Source organism: Photobacterium arenosum, assembly GCF_014841115.1.
Classification (GTDB): domain Bacteria; phylum Pseudomonadota; class Gammaproteobacteria; order Enterobacterales; family Vibrionaceae; genus Photobacterium; species Photobacterium arenosum.
In genome coordinates, this window is sequence record NZ_JACYTP010000009.1 from 95,004 (window position 1) to 115,945 (window position 20,942).

The 20,942-nt window shown below is 50.6% G+C and carries 21 protein-coding genes; 8 read left to right on the forward strand and 13 right to left on the reverse strand.

All coding sequences use genetic code 11. The annotated features are described in order from the left end of the window. Nucleotides 1-134 precede the first annotated feature (134 nt). The 9 genes from lafA to IFO68_RS14440 form a co-directional block, all read right to left on the reverse strand. Entirely contained in the window at nt 135-1,016 is an 882-nt protein-coding gene (gene lafA / locus IFO68_RS14400) for a lateral flagellin LafA (protein ID WP_192016552.1), read from the reverse strand. A gap of 544 nt (nt 1,017-1,560) precedes the next feature. Next, on the reverse strand, nt 1,561-2,367 hold the full coding sequence (locus tag IFO68_RS14405) for a hypothetical protein (protein WP_192016553.1): 807 nt from the start codon (nt 2,365-2,367) through the stop codon (nt 1,561-1,563). Continuing rightward, complete coding sequence (gene flhA, locus IFO68_RS14410; protein ID WP_192016554.1) at nt 2,360-4,453, reverse strand: flagellar biosynthesis protein FlhA; 2,094 nt, start codon at nt 4,451-4,453, stop codon at nt 2,360-2,362. Before flhA ends, IFO68_RS14405 begins: the two co-directional genes overlap by 8 nt. Before the next feature lie 21 nt (nt 4,454-4,474). Continuing rightward, complete coding sequence (gene flhB, locus IFO68_RS14415; RefSeq protein ID WP_192016555.1) at nt 4,475-5,602, reverse strand: flagellar biosynthesis protein FlhB; 1,128 nt, start codon at nt 5,600-5,602, stop codon at nt 4,475-4,477. Continuing rightward, entirely contained in the window at nt 5,599-6,378 is a 780-nt protein-coding gene (gene fliR / locus IFO68_RS14420) for a flagellar biosynthetic protein FliR (protein ID WP_192016556.1), read from the reverse strand. Before fliR ends, flhB begins: the two co-directional genes overlap by 4 nt. Beyond that, on the reverse strand, nt 6,378-6,647 hold the full coding sequence (fliQ, locus tag IFO68_RS14425) for a flagellar biosynthesis protein FliQ (RefSeq protein ID WP_027252354.1): 270 nt from the start codon (nt 6,645-6,647) through the stop codon (nt 6,378-6,380). Before fliQ ends, fliR begins: the two co-directional genes overlap by 1 nt. 9 nt (nt 6,648-6,656) lie before the next feature. Further along, nucleotides 6,657-7,436, reverse strand: coding sequence for a flagellar type III secretion system pore protein FliP (gene fliP, locus IFO68_RS14430; protein ID WP_036759474.1), 780 nt, complete (start codon nt 7,434-7,436; stop codon nt 6,657-6,659). Then, entirely contained in the window at nt 7,436-7,834 is a 399-nt protein-coding gene (gene fliN, locus IFO68_RS14435) for a flagellar motor switch protein FliN (protein WP_027252352.1), read from the reverse strand. The genes fliP and fliN overlap by 1 nt, the downstream gene beginning before the upstream one ends. Before the next feature lie 29 nt (nt 7,835-7,863). Then, the gene (locus tag IFO68_RS14440; RefSeq protein WP_192016557.1) at nt 7,864-8,679 is read right to left on the reverse strand and encodes a FliM/FliN family flagellar motor switch protein; all 816 of its coding nucleotides are present in this window, start codon (nt 8,677-8,679) and stop codon (nt 7,864-7,866) included. Between the two features lie 517 nt (nt 8,680-9,196). Here IFO68_RS14440 and IFO68_RS14445 point away from each other — a divergent pair. From IFO68_RS14445 to fliJ, 8 genes are read left to right on the forward strand one after another with little or no spacing between them, the layout of a single operon-like run. Further along, on the forward strand, nt 9,197-10,081 hold the full coding sequence (locus IFO68_RS14445; RefSeq protein ID WP_192016558.1) for an OmpA family protein: 885 nt from the start codon (nt 9,197-9,199) through the stop codon (nt 10,079-10,081). Then, the gene (locus tag IFO68_RS14450) at nt 10,081-11,445 is read left to right on the forward strand and encodes a sigma-54-dependent transcriptional regulator (protein WP_192016559.1); all 1,365 of its coding nucleotides are present in this window, start codon (nt 10,081-10,083) and stop codon (nt 11,443-11,445) included. Before IFO68_RS14445 ends, IFO68_RS14450 begins: the two co-directional genes overlap by 1 nt. Before the next feature lie 18 nt (nt 11,446-11,463). Then, nucleotides 11,464-11,814 carry a flagellar hook-basal body complex protein FliE gene (gene fliE / locus IFO68_RS14455; protein WP_192016560.1) on the forward strand — a complete coding sequence of 117 codons (351 nt, stop codon included), beginning with the start codon at nt 11,464-11,466 and terminating at the stop codon, nt 11,812-11,814. Nucleotides 11,815-11,817: 3 nt separating this feature from the next. Beyond that, nucleotides 11,818-13,527, forward strand: coding sequence for a flagellar basal-body MS-ring/collar protein FliF (gene fliF / locus IFO68_RS14460; protein WP_192016561.1), 1,710 nt, complete (start codon nt 11,818-11,820; stop codon nt 13,525-13,527). Continuing rightward, entirely contained in the window at nt 13,505-14,533 is a 1,029-nt protein-coding gene (locus tag IFO68_RS14465) for a flagellar motor switch protein FliG (protein WP_192016562.1), read from the forward strand. The genes fliF and IFO68_RS14465 overlap by 23 nt, the downstream gene beginning before the upstream one ends. 3 nt (nt 14,534-14,536) lie before the next feature. Continuing rightward, nucleotides 14,537-15,334: a flagellar assembly protein FliH gene (gene fliH / locus IFO68_RS14470; protein ID WP_225445239.1), complete on the forward strand. Its 798-nt coding sequence runs from the start codon at nt 14,537-14,539 to the stop codon at nt 15,332-15,334. After that, the gene (gene fliI, locus IFO68_RS14475) at nt 15,327-16,664 is read left to right on the forward strand and encodes a flagellar protein export ATPase FliI (RefSeq protein WP_303460018.1); all 1,338 of its coding nucleotides are present in this window, start codon (nt 15,327-15,329) and stop codon (nt 16,662-16,664) included. The genes fliH and fliI overlap by 8 nt, the downstream gene beginning before the upstream one ends. Before the next feature lie 17 nt (nt 16,665-16,681). Next, entirely contained in the window at nt 16,682-17,116 is a 435-nt protein-coding gene (gene fliJ, locus IFO68_RS14480) for a flagellar export protein FliJ (RefSeq protein ID WP_218384747.1), read from the forward strand. An 81-nt stretch (nt 17,117-17,197) separates the two neighbouring features. Here the strand turns inward: fliJ and IFO68_RS14485 are convergent, their stop codons facing one another. From IFO68_RS14485 to IFO68_RS14500, 4 genes are all read right to left on the reverse strand, one after another. Continuing rightward, complete coding sequence (locus IFO68_RS14485) at nt 17,198-17,872, reverse strand: LysE family translocator (RefSeq protein ID WP_330872753.1); 675 nt, start codon at nt 17,870-17,872, stop codon at nt 17,198-17,200. Between the two features lie 687 nt (nt 17,873-18,559). Beyond that, complete coding sequence (locus IFO68_RS14490) at nt 18,560-19,792, reverse strand: L-lactate MFS transporter (RefSeq protein ID WP_192016564.1); 1,233 nt, start codon at nt 19,790-19,792, stop codon at nt 18,560-18,562. 236 nt (nt 19,793-20,028) lie between these two features. Next, nucleotides 20,029-20,265, reverse strand: a complete 237-nt coding sequence (locus IFO68_RS14495) for an HP1242/YdcH family protein (RefSeq protein WP_192016565.1) — start codon at nt 20,263-20,265, stop codon at nt 20,029-20,031. 256 nt (nt 20,266-20,521) lie between these two features. Next, complete coding sequence (locus tag IFO68_RS14500) at nt 20,522-20,866, reverse strand: hypothetical protein (protein ID WP_027252341.1); 345 nt, start codon at nt 20,864-20,866, stop codon at nt 20,522-20,524. Between the last annotated feature and the right edge of the window lie 76 nt (nt 20,867-20,942).

The window sequence follows — 20,942 nt, forward strand, 5'->3', positions numbered from 1 at the left end:
TGTCCTTATAGGAGGGGAAAGCGTTAGCATCATTCAAGGTGGGACATTCAGGGGGGAGACGAAAAAAAGCCCCGAAAATCGGGGCTTTGAACATTGGAGTGACTTTGACTAGGTATCTGAGACTAATCAGTTGATTAGCGCAGCAGAGACATTGCCATGCCAGACAGCTGGTTAGTTTGAGACAGTACAGAAGTACCGGCTTGCATCAGCATCTGGTTCTTAGTCATGTTAGAGGTTTCAACAGCGAAATCAGCATCCATGATACGGCCTTTCGCAGCAGAGGTGTTCTCAACCATGTTGCCCAGGTTAGTGATGGTGTGTTCCAGGCGGTTGATGTTCGCACCCAGAGCAGCACGTGCGCCACCGATGGTGTCCAGAGAAGTCTGGATAGTGTCCATTGCAGTCTGTGCAGCAGTTTGGTTAGCCGCTACAGTTGCGCCTGTGTCACCGAAGGTACCCAGAGAAGCGATAGTACCACCTGCTTCCAGCATAGTTACTGCTGCGCCAACTTTACCATCGATAGAAGTAGCGAAGTCCAGAGTTTCAGCAGAAGAACCACCGATTTGCAGTACGATACCGCCGCCTTTCACGCCCGCTGCGTCAAACACAGTTTCGCCAGCGTACTTAGTGTTGGCCATTACGCTGCCCAGCTCGCTGGTCAGTTCAGTGAATTCTGCGTACAGAGCTTCCTGATCGTTGACTGAGTTAGTACCGTTCGCTGCCTGAGTAGCCAGGTCGTTCATGCGGTACAGGATGTTGCTTGCTTCGTCCAGTGCACCTTCAGTCGTTTGCATCATAGAGATGCCGTCCTGAGAGTTGCGCATTGCAACAGACATGCCGCGAGTTTGAGATTCCAGGCGGCTTGCGATTTGCAGACCAGCCGCATCGTCAGCAGCAGAGTTGATACGGTAGCCAGTCGCCAGACGCTCCATGGCCGTGTTCAGCATGTTGCCTGTGCCGTTCAGGGTGTTTTGCGTAACCAGAGATGCGTAGTTGGTGTGCATTGATAGAGCCATGAAAATTCTCCTAAGTATTGCTTCTTTATATTGGTTTATATCGGCACACAAATCAGTTTGTTGTTCTGTGTGGCCGTTATTCCTACTCGCTAATATGAGGCGGAAGAGGCTCTGAGAACATTAATCAGAAAAGTGAAAAAAAATGATTTCATCTTGATGTTTAGCGGTTTTTTATCTGGGTTTCATGAGATAAATTTATTAAAAATCAGTAACTTGATTTTTATATGGAATGCTAAAATAAATTTTGAAAAATTTGCTAAATTCACAGTTTCCAGCTGTAAAAGCCATGGTATGAGGTTTCAATTTTATTAAACCGGGCAATGAAATAATCAGCCAAAGTGCTGGTTAGAGTAAATGGTCTACACCTGAATGAGTGAAGGATTAGGTAAAGACAGAAAAGAGCCAGGTAAATAGGTAGCAAAGAGTTGTGATCGAGATTCAATATTTGGCGGGCAACAACAAAAAGCAAGACGCCAGCTGAAGTGCTGGCGTTGTAAATTCTGGCGTTATAAATACTAGCGTTATAAATAACAGTGTTGAGGGGCTATTTAACGAGTTTAAATTTTCTCGGTGCGGAGAAGGAGGTGGGTATATCGCTGATGTACCCGAAATAATAACCCGCACCCAGACGGCGGAAGCGGATCAGATCGTATTGAGTGGCCACGCGTCCGGCGACAAACTCGACATGGCACTGTTTCAAAAAGCGGATGACCGGCAGTAAGCCTTGCTTGAAACTGGTGTCTTCATTGAATTGGGCAATCTTGATGGCTGCGGGTGGATGCGTTTCCAGCAGAGGGAGATAGGCGGTTGGCAGCCTGATATCCACCCAAAACGCCGGGCAGGTGTCATGTAACCAGCCCAGCAGTTTACCTAACTGCCCGGTATCTGAATCGGATTGAAAAAGCTGGAGGCAGGGCACGACGTCCTGCATCGCCTGGCTATGGTGTTCAAACAGGGAAGATAAAAAATGCTGGCCGGGTTCCCATTTCAGCAAGGTTTCCACCTGCAGGGGCACAACTAACGGATTAATCAGGCTGGTATGAATGGTTTCTTGCTGAAATTTAATGTGCCTGACAGCCAGCAGCAGCCCGAACAAATCCAGCGCATAACGCATCTCTTCAGACAGGTCGAAACGGTAGACACTCTGCTCGTTATTGCTGCCGAACCGTAAAGTGAGGTGCTGGAATGTGACCTCGTTGGTTTCTGTGTGTCTTATCGGCTGACAGACATGACGTATATCATTGTGCTGCATGGCCTCAAGCAGAATGTGATCATCCGGAGTCTGGGCTGCCTGAATCAGCAGCCCGCGTGCATGCTCGCCTAACGCGGCATCGGTAAACAACTTAGCCAAGGTTTCCTACCACATTGATTTGCTTGTGTTCTGGAATCTCATTATATGACAAGACAGCCAGACCTTGTGCAAAAGTACGCGCATAACGTGACAGAAGTGGCCGAAGTTGTGGCATCACCAGCAGAACCGGAGGCAGGTTTTGCTGCTTAAGCTGCTGTTTGACTAATGGCAGGTTTTGCTGGAATTGCTGAAGGATATTGGGCTCAACCGGGAAACTGTCCAGCATGGCCTGGCCGTTTGACTGTGCCTGCTGCAAAGATGTCAGCAAAATCTGCTCCAGATCATCAGACAAGGTGTACACGTTCAGATCTTTGCGGTCACCGTTAATCAGGTTGACTAAAGTGCGGCGTAAACTACAACGCACATCGGCGGCCAGCAAAATAGGATCTTTGGTATTTTCTGCACTGTCGAGCATGGTGTTGGCTATGGTGCGTATGTCTTTGACCGGCACCTGATCCTGCAGTAAGTGACGGAACACCTTGAGTTGCTGAGCCGGTGTCATGACATTGCCCTGTGCCTCGGCCAGTTTCGGTGCCTGCAGCGACAAGCGGTGGATCATGTTGTCGACATCATCATGGGTGAACAAATCGGCCAGGTTGTTTTTCATTACCTTACTCAGGTGCGTAGCGATGACGGTAGCGTCATCAATGACCTGATAACCCATATTCAGTGCCTTGGCTTTGTCGCCGGGCTCAATCCAGACGGCCGGTAACTGATAGGCCGGGTCAGTACCCAGTATGCCGTCAATGTCACCGTATGTTTCACCCACAGCAATGGCCATCAGGCGATCCGGTTCAATTTCACCTTGTTCGACTATCTCACCCTGTACGGCGATGGTGTATTGGTTTGGCCGCAGGCTGAGGTTGTCCTGAATACTGACTTCAGGCAGCAGATAACCCACTTGCTCGGACAGTGTTTTACGAATCCCCCGGATCCGCTGCGACAGCGGCGCGCCCTGATCTTTATTGACCAGATGGACCAGACGGAAACCCAGGTGCAGCGAGAGGCTCTGAACATGCGGAATATCATCCCAGGCCAGCACTTGATCGCTTTCACGGCGCATGGCGTAGCCAAGTTGTTCAACCTGTTCCAGTTGATCATCATGGGTGGGTGATTTGAGTTGTCGCCAGCCCGAATAGGCCAGTACGGCAGCGAATGCGTAAAATGCCAGATGCGGCATACCCGGCACACTGCCGACAATCGCCATAATCGCGGCGGCAGTGAACAAAGTGGTTGGGGAAGCGAGCAGCTGATTGCGCATCGACTCAGCCATGTCATCATCGCTGTCATTGATACGCGTTACGATAATCGCCGCTGAGGTGGCCAGCAGCAGGGACGGGATCTGTGCAACCAGACCGTCACCGATAGTCAGTAAGGCAAAGGTTTTGAACGCTTCTGCGCCCGTCATATCGTATTCGAACACGCCAATGCTGATACCACCAATAATATTGATGAACAGAATCAGCAGGCCGGCGATGGCATCACCACGGACGAATTTTGACGCACCGTCCATCGAGCCGTAGAAATCGGCTTCATTGGCGACTTCTTTCCGGCGGAGCTTGGCACGTTCCTGATCGATCAAACCGGCATTCAAATCGGCATCAATGGCCATTTGTTTACCCGGCAAGGCGTCGAGGGTAAATCGGGCAGCGACTTCTGAAATCCGCTCGCCACCTTTGGTGATGACCACGAAGTTGATGATCATCAGAATGACAAAGACCACCATACCGACGACATAGTTACCGCCGATCACCACTTCACCAAATGCCTGGATCACTTTACCGGCCGCATCGCCGCCATTGTGACCTTCAAGCAACACCACCCGTGTGGACGCTACGTTCAGCGTCAGACGCAGCAGCGTAGCCACCAGCAAGATGGTCGGGAAGATAGAAAAATCCAGTGGTCGTTTTGCCGTGGTACTGACCAGCAGTACCATGATTGCCAGCACTATGTTGAAGGTGAACATGGCGTCCAGCAGCATAGGGGGCAGGGGCAGCATGACCATGGCCAGTATCATGAGCAGAGCAGCAGGAATACTGATATAGCTGCGCTTTAAATGGTTAAATTTAGGTAGCCTGTTTAACATGGGTTTGATCTCTCTCCTGCCTTAATACTGTAAGTGGCGTGGAATCGCAAAAGTCGGTAATGCCTGTGGTTTGCCGCCTTTCCCGGTACGGAAAGCTTTGAGCTGCATGACATAAGTCAGAATGTGCGCCACGGCGATATACAGCTGGTTCGGCACGGCCTGTTCCAACTGAGTGGTATGATAAATAGCACGCGTAAGTGGCGGGGAATTCAGTATTTCCACATTGTTTTCGCGGGCGATACGCTGAATATGCAGGGCCATTTCATCCACCCCTTTGGCAACCACGAAAGGGGCGTCGTACATAGTCGGATCGTATTTGATGGCGACCGCATAGTGGGTTGGGTTAGTGATCACTACATCTGCCTGAGGCACGGTTTTTTCCACTTTACGCCGCGCAAACTGTTGCTGAATCTGGCGGATACGCTGTTTCACTTCCGGCCGGCCTTCGTTGTTTTTGTATTCTTCCTTGGTTTCCTGCTTGGTCATTTTCAGCTGCTTTAAGTGCTCCCAGCGCTGGTAGGGGACATCAAGCAAGCCAAATATGATCAGCGCAACGCCCATCAGCAGCACACCGTGGAAAAGGATACTCATGACGGCGACAACGCCCTGGCGCAAGGGCAGGTTCTGCATCGCCATCAGCTCAGCCAGATGAGAATCCAGATAGGTATATAGCAGCAAGAAGATAACGGTCACCTTGAGGGTCGATTTCAGCAGTTCAACCAGTGAGCGTGTCGAGAACATACGTTTGATGCCGGCAATCGGACTGATCTTCGACAGTTTTGGCAGCACACCGGCAGGGTAGAACAGCCAGCCGCCCAGCATCAGACTTCCCGCGATAGCCGCTAACAGTATGACCGCAAACAGTGGCAGCAGCAGTTCTATCAAAATAGCCAGGCTTTGCCCCATATGTTCAATACCTTGCCAGGGTGACTGCAGATCTTCGCGGGTCAGTTGCATGTTGAACCGGAACACACCGCTGAGCGCATCCCAGATGGCCTCAAGCTGGACCGAGAAGAAATACACCACAACGATAAAAATCACTGCGGCGGTGAGATCTTTGGCCCGTGGGATTTGCCCCTGCTCTCTGGCTTTACGGATTTTCTGGGGCGTAGCTTTTTCTGTTTTGTCCTGCGTACTCTGGTCACTCATAGGCCGTTTCCTGCGACATAATAGGTCAGCTCCTGCAAGGTGGTATGCACGAACTGGGTATAGCGGCTGGGTACACCGCTGATAGCAATGAGAATACTGAACAGGCCTAAAAGCATGGTCATTGGAAAGCCTAATGCGTACACGTTCAGGCTGGGCGCGGCCCGGTTCATGACACCGAAGCTGATGTTGGCGAGCAGCATGGAAACGATGGCGGGTAAGGCCAGCGCCAGTGCTGAGGCGAACATCCAGCCAACCATGGACAGAATCTGGTGCAGCGTTGCTTCACTGATACCAGCGCCGACTGGCCAGATATGGAAGCTCTGGACCAGAATATCAATCACGATCAGATGGCCGTCCAGTGCCAGAAAAAGCAAGGTGCTGAACATCAGGAACAGGCGGCCGAGCAGGGCGACAGACATGCCGTTCACCGGGTCATTCATGATCGCCATACTCAGGCCCATTTGCATAGAGACAATCTGCCCGAGCATGGTCATGGTGTTGAATAAAAGGTGAATGATAAATCCGAAGAACACTCCCCAGATCGCTTGCTCGAAGGCGAGCACCAGTGCTTTAAGGGAAAGGGGATCCACAGCTGGCATCGCTGGCATCAGTGGCGCAATCAGAATGCTGATCGACAAGGCAAAAAGCAGCCTTATCCAAATCGGAATGGCGCCGTCGCCAAAAAAGGGCATAGCCACGAGCGCCGCCCCGAGGCGGAAAAAGGGCCACCAGACTTGCCCCAGCCAGGCTGTGATTTGCGCAAAGGTCAGATCCATCAGCCAATCATTCCCGGAATGTTATGGAACAGATAGGTGAACAGGTCGACGAGCTTTCGGATCATCCAGTGGCCGGCGAAAATCACCATCAGCAGGGTTACCAATAAGCGCGGAAGAAAGCTCAGGGTCTGTTCATTAATCTGCGTTGCCGCCTGAAACACGGCAATAAGCAGCCCGACAAGCAGCCCAGGAATGACCAGTACCGTCACAATGGTAATGATCATCCACACGGCATCTGAAAACAGGGTAACAGCGAGTTCCGGTGTCATGTTGTTCTCCTACCCGAAACTGGCTGCGAGTGTGCCAACCGTCATTGCCCAACCATCCGCCAGCACGAATATAACCAGCTTGAACGGCAAAGAAATGATCAGAGGTGACAGCATCATCATACCCATCGCCATCAAGACGCTGGCAACCACCAGGTCGATAATCAGGAAGGGAATAAACAACATGAAACCAATCTGGAATGCCGTTTTCAGTTCACTGATCACGAAAGCGGGTAACACGACGGCAAACGACAGATCTTCAGCGTTCTGATTGATGGGCTCGTTGGCAATGTGCAGCATTTGTTCCAGAGAACTTTGCTGGGTTTGCTTGAGCATGAAATCTTTGACGGGTTTTTCTGCCACTGCAAAGGCATCCATCAAGGTCATCTGGCCTGCGTCATACGGCTTGAAAGCGTGCTCGTAGACGTCTGTCCACACAGGGCGCATGATGAGCAAGGTTAACGCCAGCGCTATGCCGACCAGAACCCGGTTAGGCGGACTCTGCTGCAGGCCGAGCGCCTGACGCAAAATGGCCAGCACTATGATAATCCGGGTAAAGCTGGTGGCCATCAGCAGGAAGGCGGGCAAAAAGCTCAGCGCCGTCATTAAGAGCAGCACCTGCAGCTTAACGCTGTATTCCTGATTGGCGGCACCATCAGACACTGTCATGAGTGTCAGGCCGCCACTTTCAGCCGCAAATACCGGGTGTGAAGACAGAAGAAATACGAGAAAACCGGTGATACATAGCCCGCCTGTGCGGGCTATTCGGTGACAGGTACTGCGGAGCATCATCAGGATTCCACGGAGTTAAGCGGCGAATCCACGATGTCGATCAGGCGCAGACCATATTTATCATTGACCACAACAACCTCGGCATGGCCCATCAGCGATCCATTGACTTTGACATCCAGTGGTTCGCCGTTGAGCTTATCCAGCTCAATCACGCTGCCTTCACCGGCTTTCATCAGTTCACCCAGCGAGACTTCGGTACTGGACACTTCCAGCGTGACAGTGACGGGGATTTTTTTGAAGAAATTGATATCGCGTGAAGGCACGTCGTCATAGGGAATAAAGGGCGAAGCAGCTGAATCCTGCTCGGTTTCAATATCATCATCCAGCTGGTCCAAATTCAGATCGTCAAAGTTCAGATCGTCTTCGCTGAATGCGTTTACGTCTGTCATCTCATTCAAATCAGTCATGTTTCAATCCTGTAATAGTATTATTTATCTTTAAGAATCAGGACGAGCTGGCCGTCTTTGTCGGCCACGCATCCGTTAAATAAATGTTCCTGTCCGATACGCACCGGCACATTGGTGAGGAGATCAATGTTCAGTACATCGTCAGGACGCAGCTTGAGCACATCATCCAGCGGCATTTTTTTCTGGCAAAGCGTGGCATGAAGCTGAACCGGCGTATTCTCCAGCGCGAGCCTGAAATCATCGCTCAGGTGATGGTTGGTCTGGAACGCCATATCATCCATCAGCACCTGAAGCATGTTTTCATCGAAGTACAGGCGGAACGCCGCCACTTTTTTACGGTAGCTCACAGTGAAAGTGGCGAGTAAGCCGACACCGTAAGTCATGCCATCATCGGTCAGTTGCCACGCCTTCTCATCGGCAACTAGTGAACAAATACGCTGCAGTAATCGCTGTTGAAGACGCAGGTCACTGGCTGTCAGCGTCGAATTCGCGTAACCGGCATCGCTGCGATCGATATCGGCGTTGTAAAATTTATCCGACAGCGCCAGTAACAACTGGGTATCCAGTTGCGCTTCAATCAGCCCTCCGGCTTGATGCCGAATGACAGAGGCATTGTTGCTTTGATCCGTGGCATCCCGGTTGGAGAGTTGAATGTCAGCCAGCTTAATGGTCAGATTTTTGTCTTTCACCCAGCGTTGTAAATCCTGGGTAATTGACGAATCTGCCTGCGAAAAGATTTTCTGCAACTCTTCCCGGATGACATGGATTGGGCGCCCTAAATGTTCAACGTTCAGTGTGGGGAAATGTTGAGCATTGTTTAACTCAATTTTTTTCATATTGGCATATCCGTCAGAACTCATATGCAACTTATTAACTGTTGCGGATTTAATTTACTTCTATTTTGGTAAAACCACTATTAGTTTCGCTAAGTCTAGCCTGAGCTATTTCCTGTGTTTTAGTTATTGATTTTGAATTTGTGATGTTAGTCCACATGTTGATTATATCTTCATTTATAGGGTTTTCTTATATATGAATTGATGAGACTTTTATGGCCGCCTTTGAAATACCCTGTGTTTTGTTAGGTTTTGCTTGCCACAAGTAGCTGTTTTTGAAGCCATATCAAAAAAATCATTCTGACGGATAGAATGTCGGTACGGTGTCAAATTAGTGTCAGAGTGGCGTCAAATATAAATTGAATCAAGATCACCTTTATTTTATTAAAGTGATTTTGAGCAAGAAACAAATATATAGAAACAACAAACCAATTTGGCTGTTTAATATTTTGTGGCTAAGTTGGATATTATGATTAAAAAATGAATTTTGGTTTTTTTCCAAAATCTGAGAAGGGTAAAAATGTTAATTTCATTTCTCAAGAAATACACATTCTTATTTATTGCTCTTGCGGCAGGTTCGGTTGAAGCAAAGCTTGTTTCAACACCGATGGATCTTGTCGAGTGGAAATACCAAGGCGACAAATTTCACTGTTCATTAAATCAGCAGGTGGATAATTTCGGTCAGGTGAGCTTTATCGCGAATGCCGGGGAAAATCTGACGCTGAAAGTGAAGCCTATGCGACCTGTGGTTCAGTTTCAATCTGCAGGTCTGTATCTGCAGGATGGTCCTTGGGTGGCGACACCTAAGCAGACATCTCTGAGCCCGGGTAAGCAAGTCAGTCCGACTGAAGTGTCGTTCACTCATGCAGTTGATGCATTGCTTGACGGTATGACAGCTGGCCAGTGGGCGCGGGTTGGGATGCTCTATCAGAACAACAATACCCCGGTCGATTTGCTGCTATCGAGCGTTAATATGGCACCGGCACTGGCTGATTTTACTCTCTGTCGTTCCCGCCTGCCGGCCATGTCGTACAAACAGGCTCGTGACCTGGTGTTTCAGTTTGATTTGGGACAACGCACAGTTTCCACTGAGCAAAAAGCAACGCTGTCAAATCTGGCTGAATACATTCGTCTTGATACGTCAGTCAATCAGGTGTTGATTGATGGTCACTCAGATAATGTGGGCTCAAGGCTGGGCAATGTGCAGGTGTCTAAAGTCCGTGCCGATGATGTGGCCAGTTTTCTCCGGGAAGCCGGCGTAAAAGACAGCTTGATTCAAATCAGGGCACATGGTTCCCGCTATCCGATCGCCCATAACGAAACGGCGAAAGGGAAAGCGTTAAATCGTCGGGTAACAGTGCGTGTTATGCGTGCTGGCAACAATGATGAAAGCAGGGTTCAGTAATGATTACGAAGACAATTCAGTTCATTGAACCGGACAGGCAGCAGGCTCAGCAAGTGATTCAGGTGCTGGAGCAGGCGGGCTATCAGGTGGATTATCTGACATCCGGCAAAGCCGGCTTGCAGTCACGCCAGGCGGCGATCACTCTGGTCAGCTCCTCGCTGCCGGATATGTCACTGACCGAATGGGTTCGCTACAGCCAGACAGTGGCGGACACACAGCAGCGCCGGATTGCCATTGCGATTGTCGATCAGCACGAAGGCTTGCTGGCGGCGGAAGCGATGAAAGCCGGTGCAACGGATTATTTGTTAAAACCGTTCGAACCCAGTCAGCTGTTAAGCCTGATTGCCCGGGTTGAAGCGCTGCAAAAGCCCATGTCTGACATAGTGGCGCAATCCTGGCGCAGTAAGCAGATTTTGCAATTGGCCCACCGTGCGGCCTGTACGCATGCCAGTGTGCTGATCACCGGCGAATCAGGAACAGGTAAAGAAGTGCTGGCGCGCTATGTTCATCAGCAGTCACCACGCAGCAAGATGCCGTTTGTCGCGGTGAACTGTGCTGCTATCCCGGAATCCATGCTTGAAGCTGTCTTATTCGGCCATGTAAAAGGGGCCTTTACCGGGGCAACCGGCAGCCAGAGCGGCAAGTTCGAAGAAGCAAACGGCGGCACCATTTTGCTGGATGAAATTGCCGAAATGTCGCCGGCGCTGCAAGCCAAGTTATTACGTGTGCTGCAAGAGCGCGAAGTCGAGCGTGTGGGCAGCCATAAAACCATCAAGCTCGATATCCGGGTGATAGCCGCCACCAATAAAGATCTTCGTGTCGCGGTACAGGAAGGGGTGTTCCGGGAAGATCTTTATTACCGCCTGGATGTGTTACCTCTGCACTGGCCACCGCTTCGCGAGCGTCCTGAGGATATTCTTCCGCTGGCCGATTATTTCATCGGTAAGTATCAGCAAGGCAGTGCCTGCCAGCTATCCGCGGATGCCCAGCAGATGATGATGCAGTACCACTGGCCGGGCAACATCCGCGAGCTGGAAAACATTATCCAGCGCGCATTGGTAATGAGGCACGGCGATTTCGTGACCTCCCAGGATCTCATGCTGCCGGTAGACAGCAGCAAAATTCAGGCGATTAAACCTGAATATATGCCAGCATCAGCGGGCAGCGCAGGAACAGAACAGGGCCATATTGGTGCGAAGAAACAGGCCGAATATCAGTATGTGCTGGACGTGCTTAAACAGCATGAGGGTAACAGAACACTCACGGCAAAAGCACTGGGTGTGACGACAAGGGCTTTACGTTACAAATTGGCGGCAATGCGTGAGCAAGGCATTGATATTTCACAAATTGGCTCAGCAGCCTAACGATCAGGAGACACAAGTATGCTTGCGACGAATTTGACGCAGACGACCACCGCCCAGCAATTAATGCTGGATAAAATGCAGCTCATGCAAGCTCAGGCTGAGCAGAACATTGCTGTGAAAGCCAATCCATTAGACCAACAGGTTAAACCACTTGCTTTTTCTTCTGCCATGACACAAGTGCTTGACCTGGTAAACGGCCATCAGGCCGCTGCAAGTGCGAAGATGACGGCGGTTGAAACCGGGAAAAGTGATGATCTGGTTGGCGCGATGATTGCCAGCCAGAAGGCCAGTTTGTCTTTTTCTGCCTTGATGCAGGTAAGAAACAAGGTGGTCGGTGCGTTTGAAGATGTAATGAAGATGCCGGTGTAAATTATGACCATGATTACTCAAGCAGCGGCAGCGGAACTGACTGCTGCCAACCGTTCTGATCATTCTCTGCTGGATCGGGCTAAACGCGCCTGGTACAGCAGCCAGCGTAATCTTGTTTTGTCTGCTGCGCTGGCGGCTGTGGTTGCCGCTATCATAGTGGTTGCACTCTGGACGTCGACACAAAGCTATCGCCCGCTTTACAGTCAGCAGGAGCGCTTTGATACCAGCGAGATTATCTCTGTACTGGAAGCGGAAGGCATTCCATACCGCTTACAGGAAACCAATGGTCAGGTGCTGGTAGAAGACGGCCGAGTTGCTGAGGTCCGTATGTTACTGGCCGCCAAAGGGGTGAAAGCCAAACTGCCGACCGGTCTGGAAACACTTCAGACTGATTCTGCTTTGGGTACCAGCCAGTTTATGGAAACGGCACGTTACCGTCATGGTCTGGAAGGGGAACTGGCCCGTACCATTATTTCACTTAATGTCGTCAATAACGCCCGTGTGCACCTGGCGATTCCACGCCAGACTCTGTTTGTGCGCCAGAACACGGAGAAGACCACGGCCTCTGTCATGGTGGAGCTTAAGCCGGGTGAAGATCTCAAACCTGAACAGGTGGAAGCGATTGTGAATCTGGTGTCGGGCAGTGTCACCGGCATGACGGCTGAACACGTTTCAGTGGTGGATCAGTTCGGTCGTTTACTGAGCGCCGATATCGGCTCGGAAACGTCCGGCCGAATGAATACCAAATATCTGGAGTATCAAAAGAATCTGGAGAAGCAGGTCATTCAGCGTGCTTCTGACATGCTGACTCCGGTTCTCGGCCCGAGCAACTTCCGGGTGCAGGTGGCGGCCGATCTGGATTTCAGCCGCATTGAAGAAACCCGTGAAATGGTGGATGACAATCCGGTTGTCCGTTCAGAACACAGCATTGAGAACAACTCAACCGATAAAATTGCCTTAGGGGTGCCGGGTTCACTGAGCAATCAGCCACCAACGGTTGAAGAAGAAGGTGAAGGTGAGGCACCGAAGAACACCAGTGAGCGCTCTGAAGTGAATCGTCAGTTTGCATTAGGCAGCAGTGTCAGGCATACCCAGTACCAGCAGGGGCAAATTAAGAAACTGAATGTGTCTGTGTTGCTGAACAATGCTGTTGCGCCGGACGGTGCCGTCTGGGATGAGGCACAGAAAGCCGAAATCAGCCAGATGATCTCTGAAGCGGTCGGCCTGAATGCCGAGCGTGGCGACAGCCTGAGCCTGATGAGCTTCAACTTTACCCCGGTCAACATTGAACCTGTTGCCCCTATGCCGTGGTGGCAGGATACAGCATTACAGCAGCCGTTGCGTTACATCATTGGCGGCTTGCTGGGACTGGCGATGATCTTCTTTGTTCTGCGTCCTCTGATTCGTCACCTGACCGGTGTGGACAAAGCACGCCAGGAAATGGACATTGCCACTTTGCCAGACAACATTCTGAGCAAAGAGCTCGATGAGCAGGCGCAGGAGAATGAACTCAATCGACGTCTGTCCGACAGAGGCCTGAGCAATACCACCAACGGACTGGATGCAGATGCTGAGATGATGTTGCCGCCTTCAGGTTCGCCTTTGCACATCCAACTGAAACATCTGACATTAATTGCCAGCGAAGAACCGCAGCGCGTTGCTGAAGTCCTCAAACAATGGGTAAATGGAAATGAGCACAACCGAGACAACTAATCCGGCAGACATGCAAACCTTAAGCAGCGTGGATAAAACAGCGCTGGTTTTGCTGGGCATGGGAGAGGATGCAGCCGCTCAGGTTCTGCGTTATTTCTCCCGCGATGAAGTACAACGCGTCACCCGATCCATGGCGAAACTCACTGGCATCAAAAGTGAGAACGCCAAGGTCGTGATTCAGCGGTTTTTCGATGATTTTCGCGACCACAGTGGTATTCGCGGCGCGTCGAAAGATTATCTGTCGAACACACTGTCGAAAGCCCTGGGCAATGATCTTGCCAAAGGTGTACTGAACAGTATTTATGGCGATGAGCTGCGAAATAACATGCAGCGCCTGCAGTGGGTTGATACTGACGTTATTGCAAAATTTATCAGTCAGGAGCACCCGCAGATGCAGGCGATTTTCCTGGCTTATCTGCCGCCGGAAACCTCGTCTCAGGTGCTGGCGAAACTGCCGTCAGAGCAGCATGATGAACTGATTTACCGCGTCGCCCGTCTGAGTGAAATCGACCATGAGATCGCCAAAGATCTGCATCTGTTGATCGACCGCTGTATCCAGCAGGTTTCGGGCGGTCAGGGCGCATCGGTGCTGGGTGCCAAGCAGGCTGCCGACATTATTAACCGCTTTGAGGGTGATCGTGCTCAGCTGATGGAAATGCTGAAACTGCATGACGAAAAAGTGGTCAGCGAAATCGAAGAAAATATGTTCGACTTCGTTATCCTTTCCCGTCAGCGTGAAGCAACGATGGATCGCTTGATCCAGGAAATTCCGCTCGACTTGTGGGCAACCGCGCTGAAAGGGGCAGAGCTCAAGCTGCAAGTGGCAATCAAACAGTCCATGCCACAGCGTATGGCCAACTCGCTGGATGATGAAATGGCCATGCGTGGTGCGATGCCATTATCCCGGGTTGAGAAAGCCCGCCAGGATATTATGCAAGTGGTTCGTGAACTGGCCGATGCCGGTGAGATCGAACTGAGCCTGTATCAGGAACAAACAGTGGAGTAAGTGATGCGTTCAGTAAAAGTGATGCAGCTGAATCCTGGTGAATACCGCTCACACCGCTTTCCGCCCATGGTGAAGCCTGTTGTACAGCACGAAAGTGGTGCACAGGATGCAGACAATTATGTCGCCCAGGCGGAGTTCAATACCAAGGAACACCAGGCAGCTTTGCAAAAACAGCTGGAAGAAGGGTTTCAGCAAGGCTTGCAGCGGGGCCATGAAGAAGGCCTGCGTCAGGGTGTTGAGCAGGGTCGCCAGCAAGGCTTTACCTTAGGTCAGCAAGACGGTTTTCAGCAGGGATACAGCAAAGGCGAAAGCCAGGGCCGCGAAAAATATGAATCTGCCATTGCGCCGGTACAGGCACTGCAGGCGCATATTCAGCAATGGCAGGATGAGCGGGAACATGCTCAGCGCGAGCAGATTTGTTCCCTGGTGCAGAAAGTTGCCCAGCAGGTTATTCGTGCAGAGCTGACACTGATGCCGCAGCAAATTCTGGCGCTGGTGGAAGAAACCTTAGACAGCATGCCGGGTAACAGCGACAAGGTGGTGATCAATCTTAATCCGCAGGATCTTGAGCGTATTACCAATCTCAGTCCCACCCTGCACCCGAGCTGGAAACTGGTCGCGAACAAAGAAATGCCTGTCGGCGGTGTTCAGCTGGTAACGGATCAAGCAGAAGCCGATGCCAGCAGTGATGCCAGACTGGAAGCCTGTATGGAAACGCTGCGCGAGCACTTGCTGGAGAATCCGGCGGCTGAAGCCAGCCATACCGCAACAGCAGAAACGGCGGAGAGTATCAGTGAGTGACGGTGCATTTCATGATCGTTTGAATGATGCTATCGCCTCCATGTCATCCATTCCGATTGCCCGGGTCACCGGGCGGTTGGTCAAAGTCAACGGCCTGATGCTTCAGGCCGTTGGCTGTAAGTTCAGACTGGAACAGCGCTGTCTGGTTGAAACGGATGATGGTGAAGCCATTGAAGCCCAGGTGGTGGGCTTTGACCGCGACGTGGCGTATTTGATGCCCGTGAGGCAGTTAGGCGGGCTGTACGCCGGAGCGAGGGTCGTCCCGCTGGACGGCGACAGTACAGTCGCGCTCGGTGATCACTGGCTTGGCAGGGTCGTTAACGGTCTTGGCGAGCCATTTGACGATCTTGGCCCGCTAAAAGGCGGAGAGAAAGTGTCGCTGAACCCTTCACCGATCAATCCGTTAAAGCGTCGCCTGGTTGATACACCGCTGGATGTGGGTATACGTGCAATCAACGGATTACTGACTCTGGGCAAAGGCCAGCGGATCGGACTCATGGCAGGCAGTGGCGTGGGTAAGAGTGTCCTGATGGGCATGATCACCAAAAACACCAAAGCCGATATTGTTGTCGTGGGTCTGATTGGTGAGCGTGGCCGGGAAGTCCGGGAATTCATACAGCGCAATCTCGGTGCAGAGGGTATGAAGCGGGCTGTGGTGATAGCGGCGCCGGCCGATGAATCCCCTTTAATGCGCCTGCGTGCCACTAAACTGTGTCACCGCGTAGCGGAATATTATCGCGATAAAGGCAAAGATGTCCTGCTGCTGATGGACTCTTTAACACGTTACGCCATGGCGCAGCGTGAAATTGCCTTGTCCCTGGGTGAGCCGCCTGCTTCTCGTGGTTATCCGCCTTCAGTGTTCAGCCAATTGCCTCAGTTGCTTGAGCGTGCCGGTAACGGTGAGCACCCGGATGGCAGCCTGACGGCAATTTACACCGTACTGGCGGATGGCGATGATCAGCAGGATCCTGTGGTGGACTCTGCCCGTGCCATTCTTGATGGTCATGTGGTGTTATCCCGTACGCTGGCAGAGCAGGGGCATTATCCGGCGATAGATATTAATGCCTCTATCAGCCGCTGTATGAGCAGCTGTACCGAAAACTCTCATGTCACAGTGGCAAACCGTTTCAGGCAGCTCAATGCCAACTACTTGCAAGTCAAAGAGCTGTTGCCTTTAGGCGGGTATCAGCCCGGACAAGATGCCGAACTGGATCTGTCTGTCCAGGTGTTTCCGCAACTCAAAGATTTTCTGGTTCAGCAGGTTGATGAAGTGACTGACTACCAACAGTCGCTGGTTCGGCTTGCTGAGTTATTTACACAAACGCAGTAAGGTTAGGAGACGGTGTGATGAAGGGCAGACTGAAAGCTGTGAGTCAGCTTCAGCAGATTGCTGAGCAGCAGCGTGATCGTCACGGACAGCACTTTGCACGTCAGCAAGATCAGGTCGGCTTTTTTGCCCAGCAACTACAGGCGCTGGCCGGGCTGAAATCGGGCTGTCAGCAAGAAGGAAGCGCCGGGTTGAACGCATTGGCGCTGCAGAACACCACTCAGGTCAATACTATGCTCAGCCGCCTGATTTCCCATCAGCAGCACGAAATGGCGCTGATGCACGCAGAAAGTCAGCGCACGAAAAAGGCGCTGGAGCAAAGTCAGGTAAAGGTAAAAGGCTTGGAAACCGTGATGGAGCGCTGGCAAGCTAAACAACGTTATGAGCAGGCCAGAAAAGATCAAAAGCTCATTGAAGATTTGATCAATGCCAGATACAAACGTCCATCCATATAACAAGCGCCCGCGGGCGCTTTTCTTTGTCACCCCTAAACCACCGCCTATGGCGTTGGTGATTGTTTTTGAAGTGAAAAACTCTCAGGCCGCTTCTTTATAGAATGCTAACCCCGACGCCATCGCGACCAGCACGGTAGCACAGGTCTTGTTGAGCGATTTCAGGCGACTGACCGATAAATACTTTGCTGCCTGAAAACCTGCCGTTGCGTAAACCAGCATCACAGCGACATCAATCACGATGGTAGCCACCGCGAAGAGCACGTATTGCATGAAAACCGGCGCTGTTAAATCCAGAAACTGAGGCAGAAAGGCGCCGAAGAACAGGAGCCCCTTTGGATTTGACAGGGCTGCGAACAGGCTGCGCCGGAACGCTGCTGCTGGGCTGTGCACTTGTGTGCTTTTGAGTTTGTCTGCTGTTAATGCGCCGGCTGAAGGTGTACTGCGCCACAACTGGTATGCCAGCCACAGCAGGTAAGCCACGCCACAATATTTGACGGTCAGAAAGAGGGTTTCAGAAGCCGCCATTAATGCCCCCAGTCCCAGCCCGGCAGCACTGATCAAAATTGCGTCAGAGATAGCAGCCCCTAAAATGCCATAAAGTACAATTTTCTTATTTTTACTCACACCGTTCGATAGAGATAACAGCATGGTCGGCCCCGGAATGACGGTCACGGTAAATGAAGCGATGCAATATAGAAGTAATGTACTGACCATGGTGGAAGAATACTCCAAGTGAATTTGAATCATTTGATGCATTGTCAGGCATCATATTGATTCAATACCTAATAATTCAAATGCATAGTGTATAGATGCATATCGACTTAACGCGAAAACGATGATATCCCTACTATGAAAGCAAATCAAACTAGCGAACTAGTTCGTTAGTTTTCGGTTAGATGAGTCTCACAACTTTGATTCTGTTTTCACACCTGTTGGCAGGCGTGAGCCTATGCTGCGGAACGTGAAAAACCAGTGTTGTTTTCCAATATAAACAGATTGAATTCAGAGCAGAAAAGCGCCCGAGTTGACGATTCTGGAATCCAGCGGTGGCGTATGCCAGCATGATGGTGGGATCAATGAGGATGGTACAGATTGTAAAGAGGAAATATTTGAATTTGGTTGTCTCAATCGATTCATCACTCGAATACGCGACTTCAGTGATTTGATTGAAAAAATGCTTAATCAAACCAAAAATTGGACGCCTTAACTATTTGCTACCTGAGTACCCGTGAAGAATGTTGTTAAGCCAATCGCACAGTCTTCCATAGCGGTACGCTAATAGCGCATATCCTGTTCCCATCAGGAACATTTTCACCACTATTTGTTTGCCCGGTCCCTTTGGAACCGGGTTTTTTTTGTCTGTCCCGTTTCTCTTTCTGAAAAAGTGACAATAAAAAAGCACAGCCGGCTGGCTGTGCTTTTCAGTAAGAGTCAGGCGTACAGTTATGCGGCTGTCGCTAGCTTCTCTTTAGCTACTTGTGCGGTGACAGGCTTGGTGATGAATGACAACAGAACCGCGACTGCCAGCATGCCAGAACACACAGAATAGGCCAGCGTGTAGGTGCCGGTCATATCGACTGCTACGGCGGCTACCACTGGGCCAATGAAGCCACTGACACCCCACGCAGTGTATAGAACACCATAGTTAGCACCGTAATTCTTCAGGCCATAAAAATCGGCTGTGATCGATGGGAAAACGGCAAGCAGAGTACCGTAGCCAACCCCGGCAACGGCAGCACCGACAATCAGGCTGAACTCGTTGTCGAAGGTGGCGAACATCACCATGTTGATGGCTTGCATGATAAAGGCAATCATCAGCGTTTTAACGCCGCCGATTTTGTCTGACAGTATACCGGCAGCGATACGGCCACCTGAGTTGAACACAGCCAGAATCACCACCAGAAACGCCGCGTCAGAGAGATCGGCCTGAGTCGCTGCAATAGAAGTAATATTGCCGATAATCATCAAGCCTGCCGCGGAGGCAAAGGCGTACATCACCCACAAGGAGTAAAACTGGGGTGTTTTCACCATGCTGCGCCAGGTCATGTTAACAGCTGGTGCCGGATTGGCAGAGGCCGCGATGGCAGATGGCGCCTCCGGCTGGTAGCCTTCCGGTGGGTTGTTGATAGTGCATGCCAGAGGGACAGCGACCAGCAGTACAGCGATGCCGAGGATCAGAAAGCTCTGATTAATACCGTAATCGGCAATCAGGGATGATGTCAGCGGCGCCAGATACACAGCAGCCAGGCCAAAACCGGCCGCGATCAGTCCGTTTACCATGCCTTTCTTCGAAGGGTGGAACCATTTCATTGCTGAAGGGCTTAAACAGGCATAGCCGAAGCCAATACCGCAACCTGTCAATACCCCGAAAGTCAGCACCAGCAGCAGTGGTGTGGTGGCAAAGCTGGATACAATCATACCCAGGCCAACCATGGTCGTGCCGAGCAGCAAGACCTTACGCGGACCGATTTTGTCCTGAAGAATACCGGCTAGTAACAATGAGAGAGAAAAGGTAATGATAGCAACGGTATAGGGCAGGGACGCATCGGCGTTTGACCAGCCAAGATCTACCACTAAGGCTTTCTTAAATACACTCCAGGCATACAAAATGCCCATACACAAGTTAATACAGAACCCTGCCAGCAGGATTTGCTTGGCGCGATCAAATGTTTTCATAGGTCTCTCTAAATGCCGGAACGGCAACTGCTTTACTAAACTTTTCTTGGTAGCAATCAAAAAAAGATGTATTTGTTGTTGAGGGCGCGGATTCTATCAATAAATGTTATTAAAATACCGGACAGCAATGTTTTGTTACAAATAGCTTGCTTGAGGCAGGTGATGATGGTGTTTGGCGGGGAAGGTTCTCCACCCCCTGGATAGCAGAGGGTGGAGCCAGGGAAAAGCTGACAACCTCAGTTCATGAGTATGTTGTAAATTTTGTCTTTAAGCTGCAAACGCTCCATTTTCAGTTGGGTGAAGTGGTGATCTTCGGTGGGAATGTTGCTGCATTCCAATCCCCGTATTCTATGGTCAAGCTGGTGATATCGGTCTGACATGGCCTTAAAGCTTTCGTCGCAGGTCTTCAACTCTGTGATTTTGTCCTGCATTTCGGGGAACTCAATGAAGAGTGCGTGATTTTCACCTAACATGTCTGTCACTCCATAAATTTTAGTGAATGAAAGCCCTGCTTTTTCGTCATTGTTTTTATAAACGTTCAACTATTTGCTTATTGGTCAGAGATTACTGCTGGTCAGCGCATCCCTTGCAGTTAAAAATGTTTACTCGTTTAAGCATAGTCGAATGAGGTTATTTTCAACCCCACTGAGGCTGAAAATCAGATGAAAGGCACAAAAGCTATAGTGACGTTGTCACATCTCGACGGGAAGCAGGCGGGCAGGCGGGTGATTATTGATACTTTTTGGCACGTAGTGTTTTTTTGAGCGATTCAATATAGGCAATTCTGTCGGCATTAGCAGGCGCTGCCTGAGTTTGCAATTTTGCTTTAGCCTGTGCTTCTTCCTGTGACATGTAGCGGCCATTAATTCTGACATGAGGGGCTTTGGTTTCCTGTTCGGCTCGAACAGAGGCATCCTCCTGGGCTTTGGCTATTGCATCACGTGCCGTACTTTGGCTGGTTTTGTCTTCCATACGCTGTTGCAGCCAGACAGGTTGCTGCTTATTTTGGACCGGTTTATTGGCCTGTTGCTGACGTTGCTTAAGCACCGTTTCCAGATAATCGCTAAAATCCATGTTTCTATCCTCGCCCATACTGAGCGTATTGTAATTGGCTCTTGGCAGAAGTGAAAGTTTACAAACTGAGGTAATC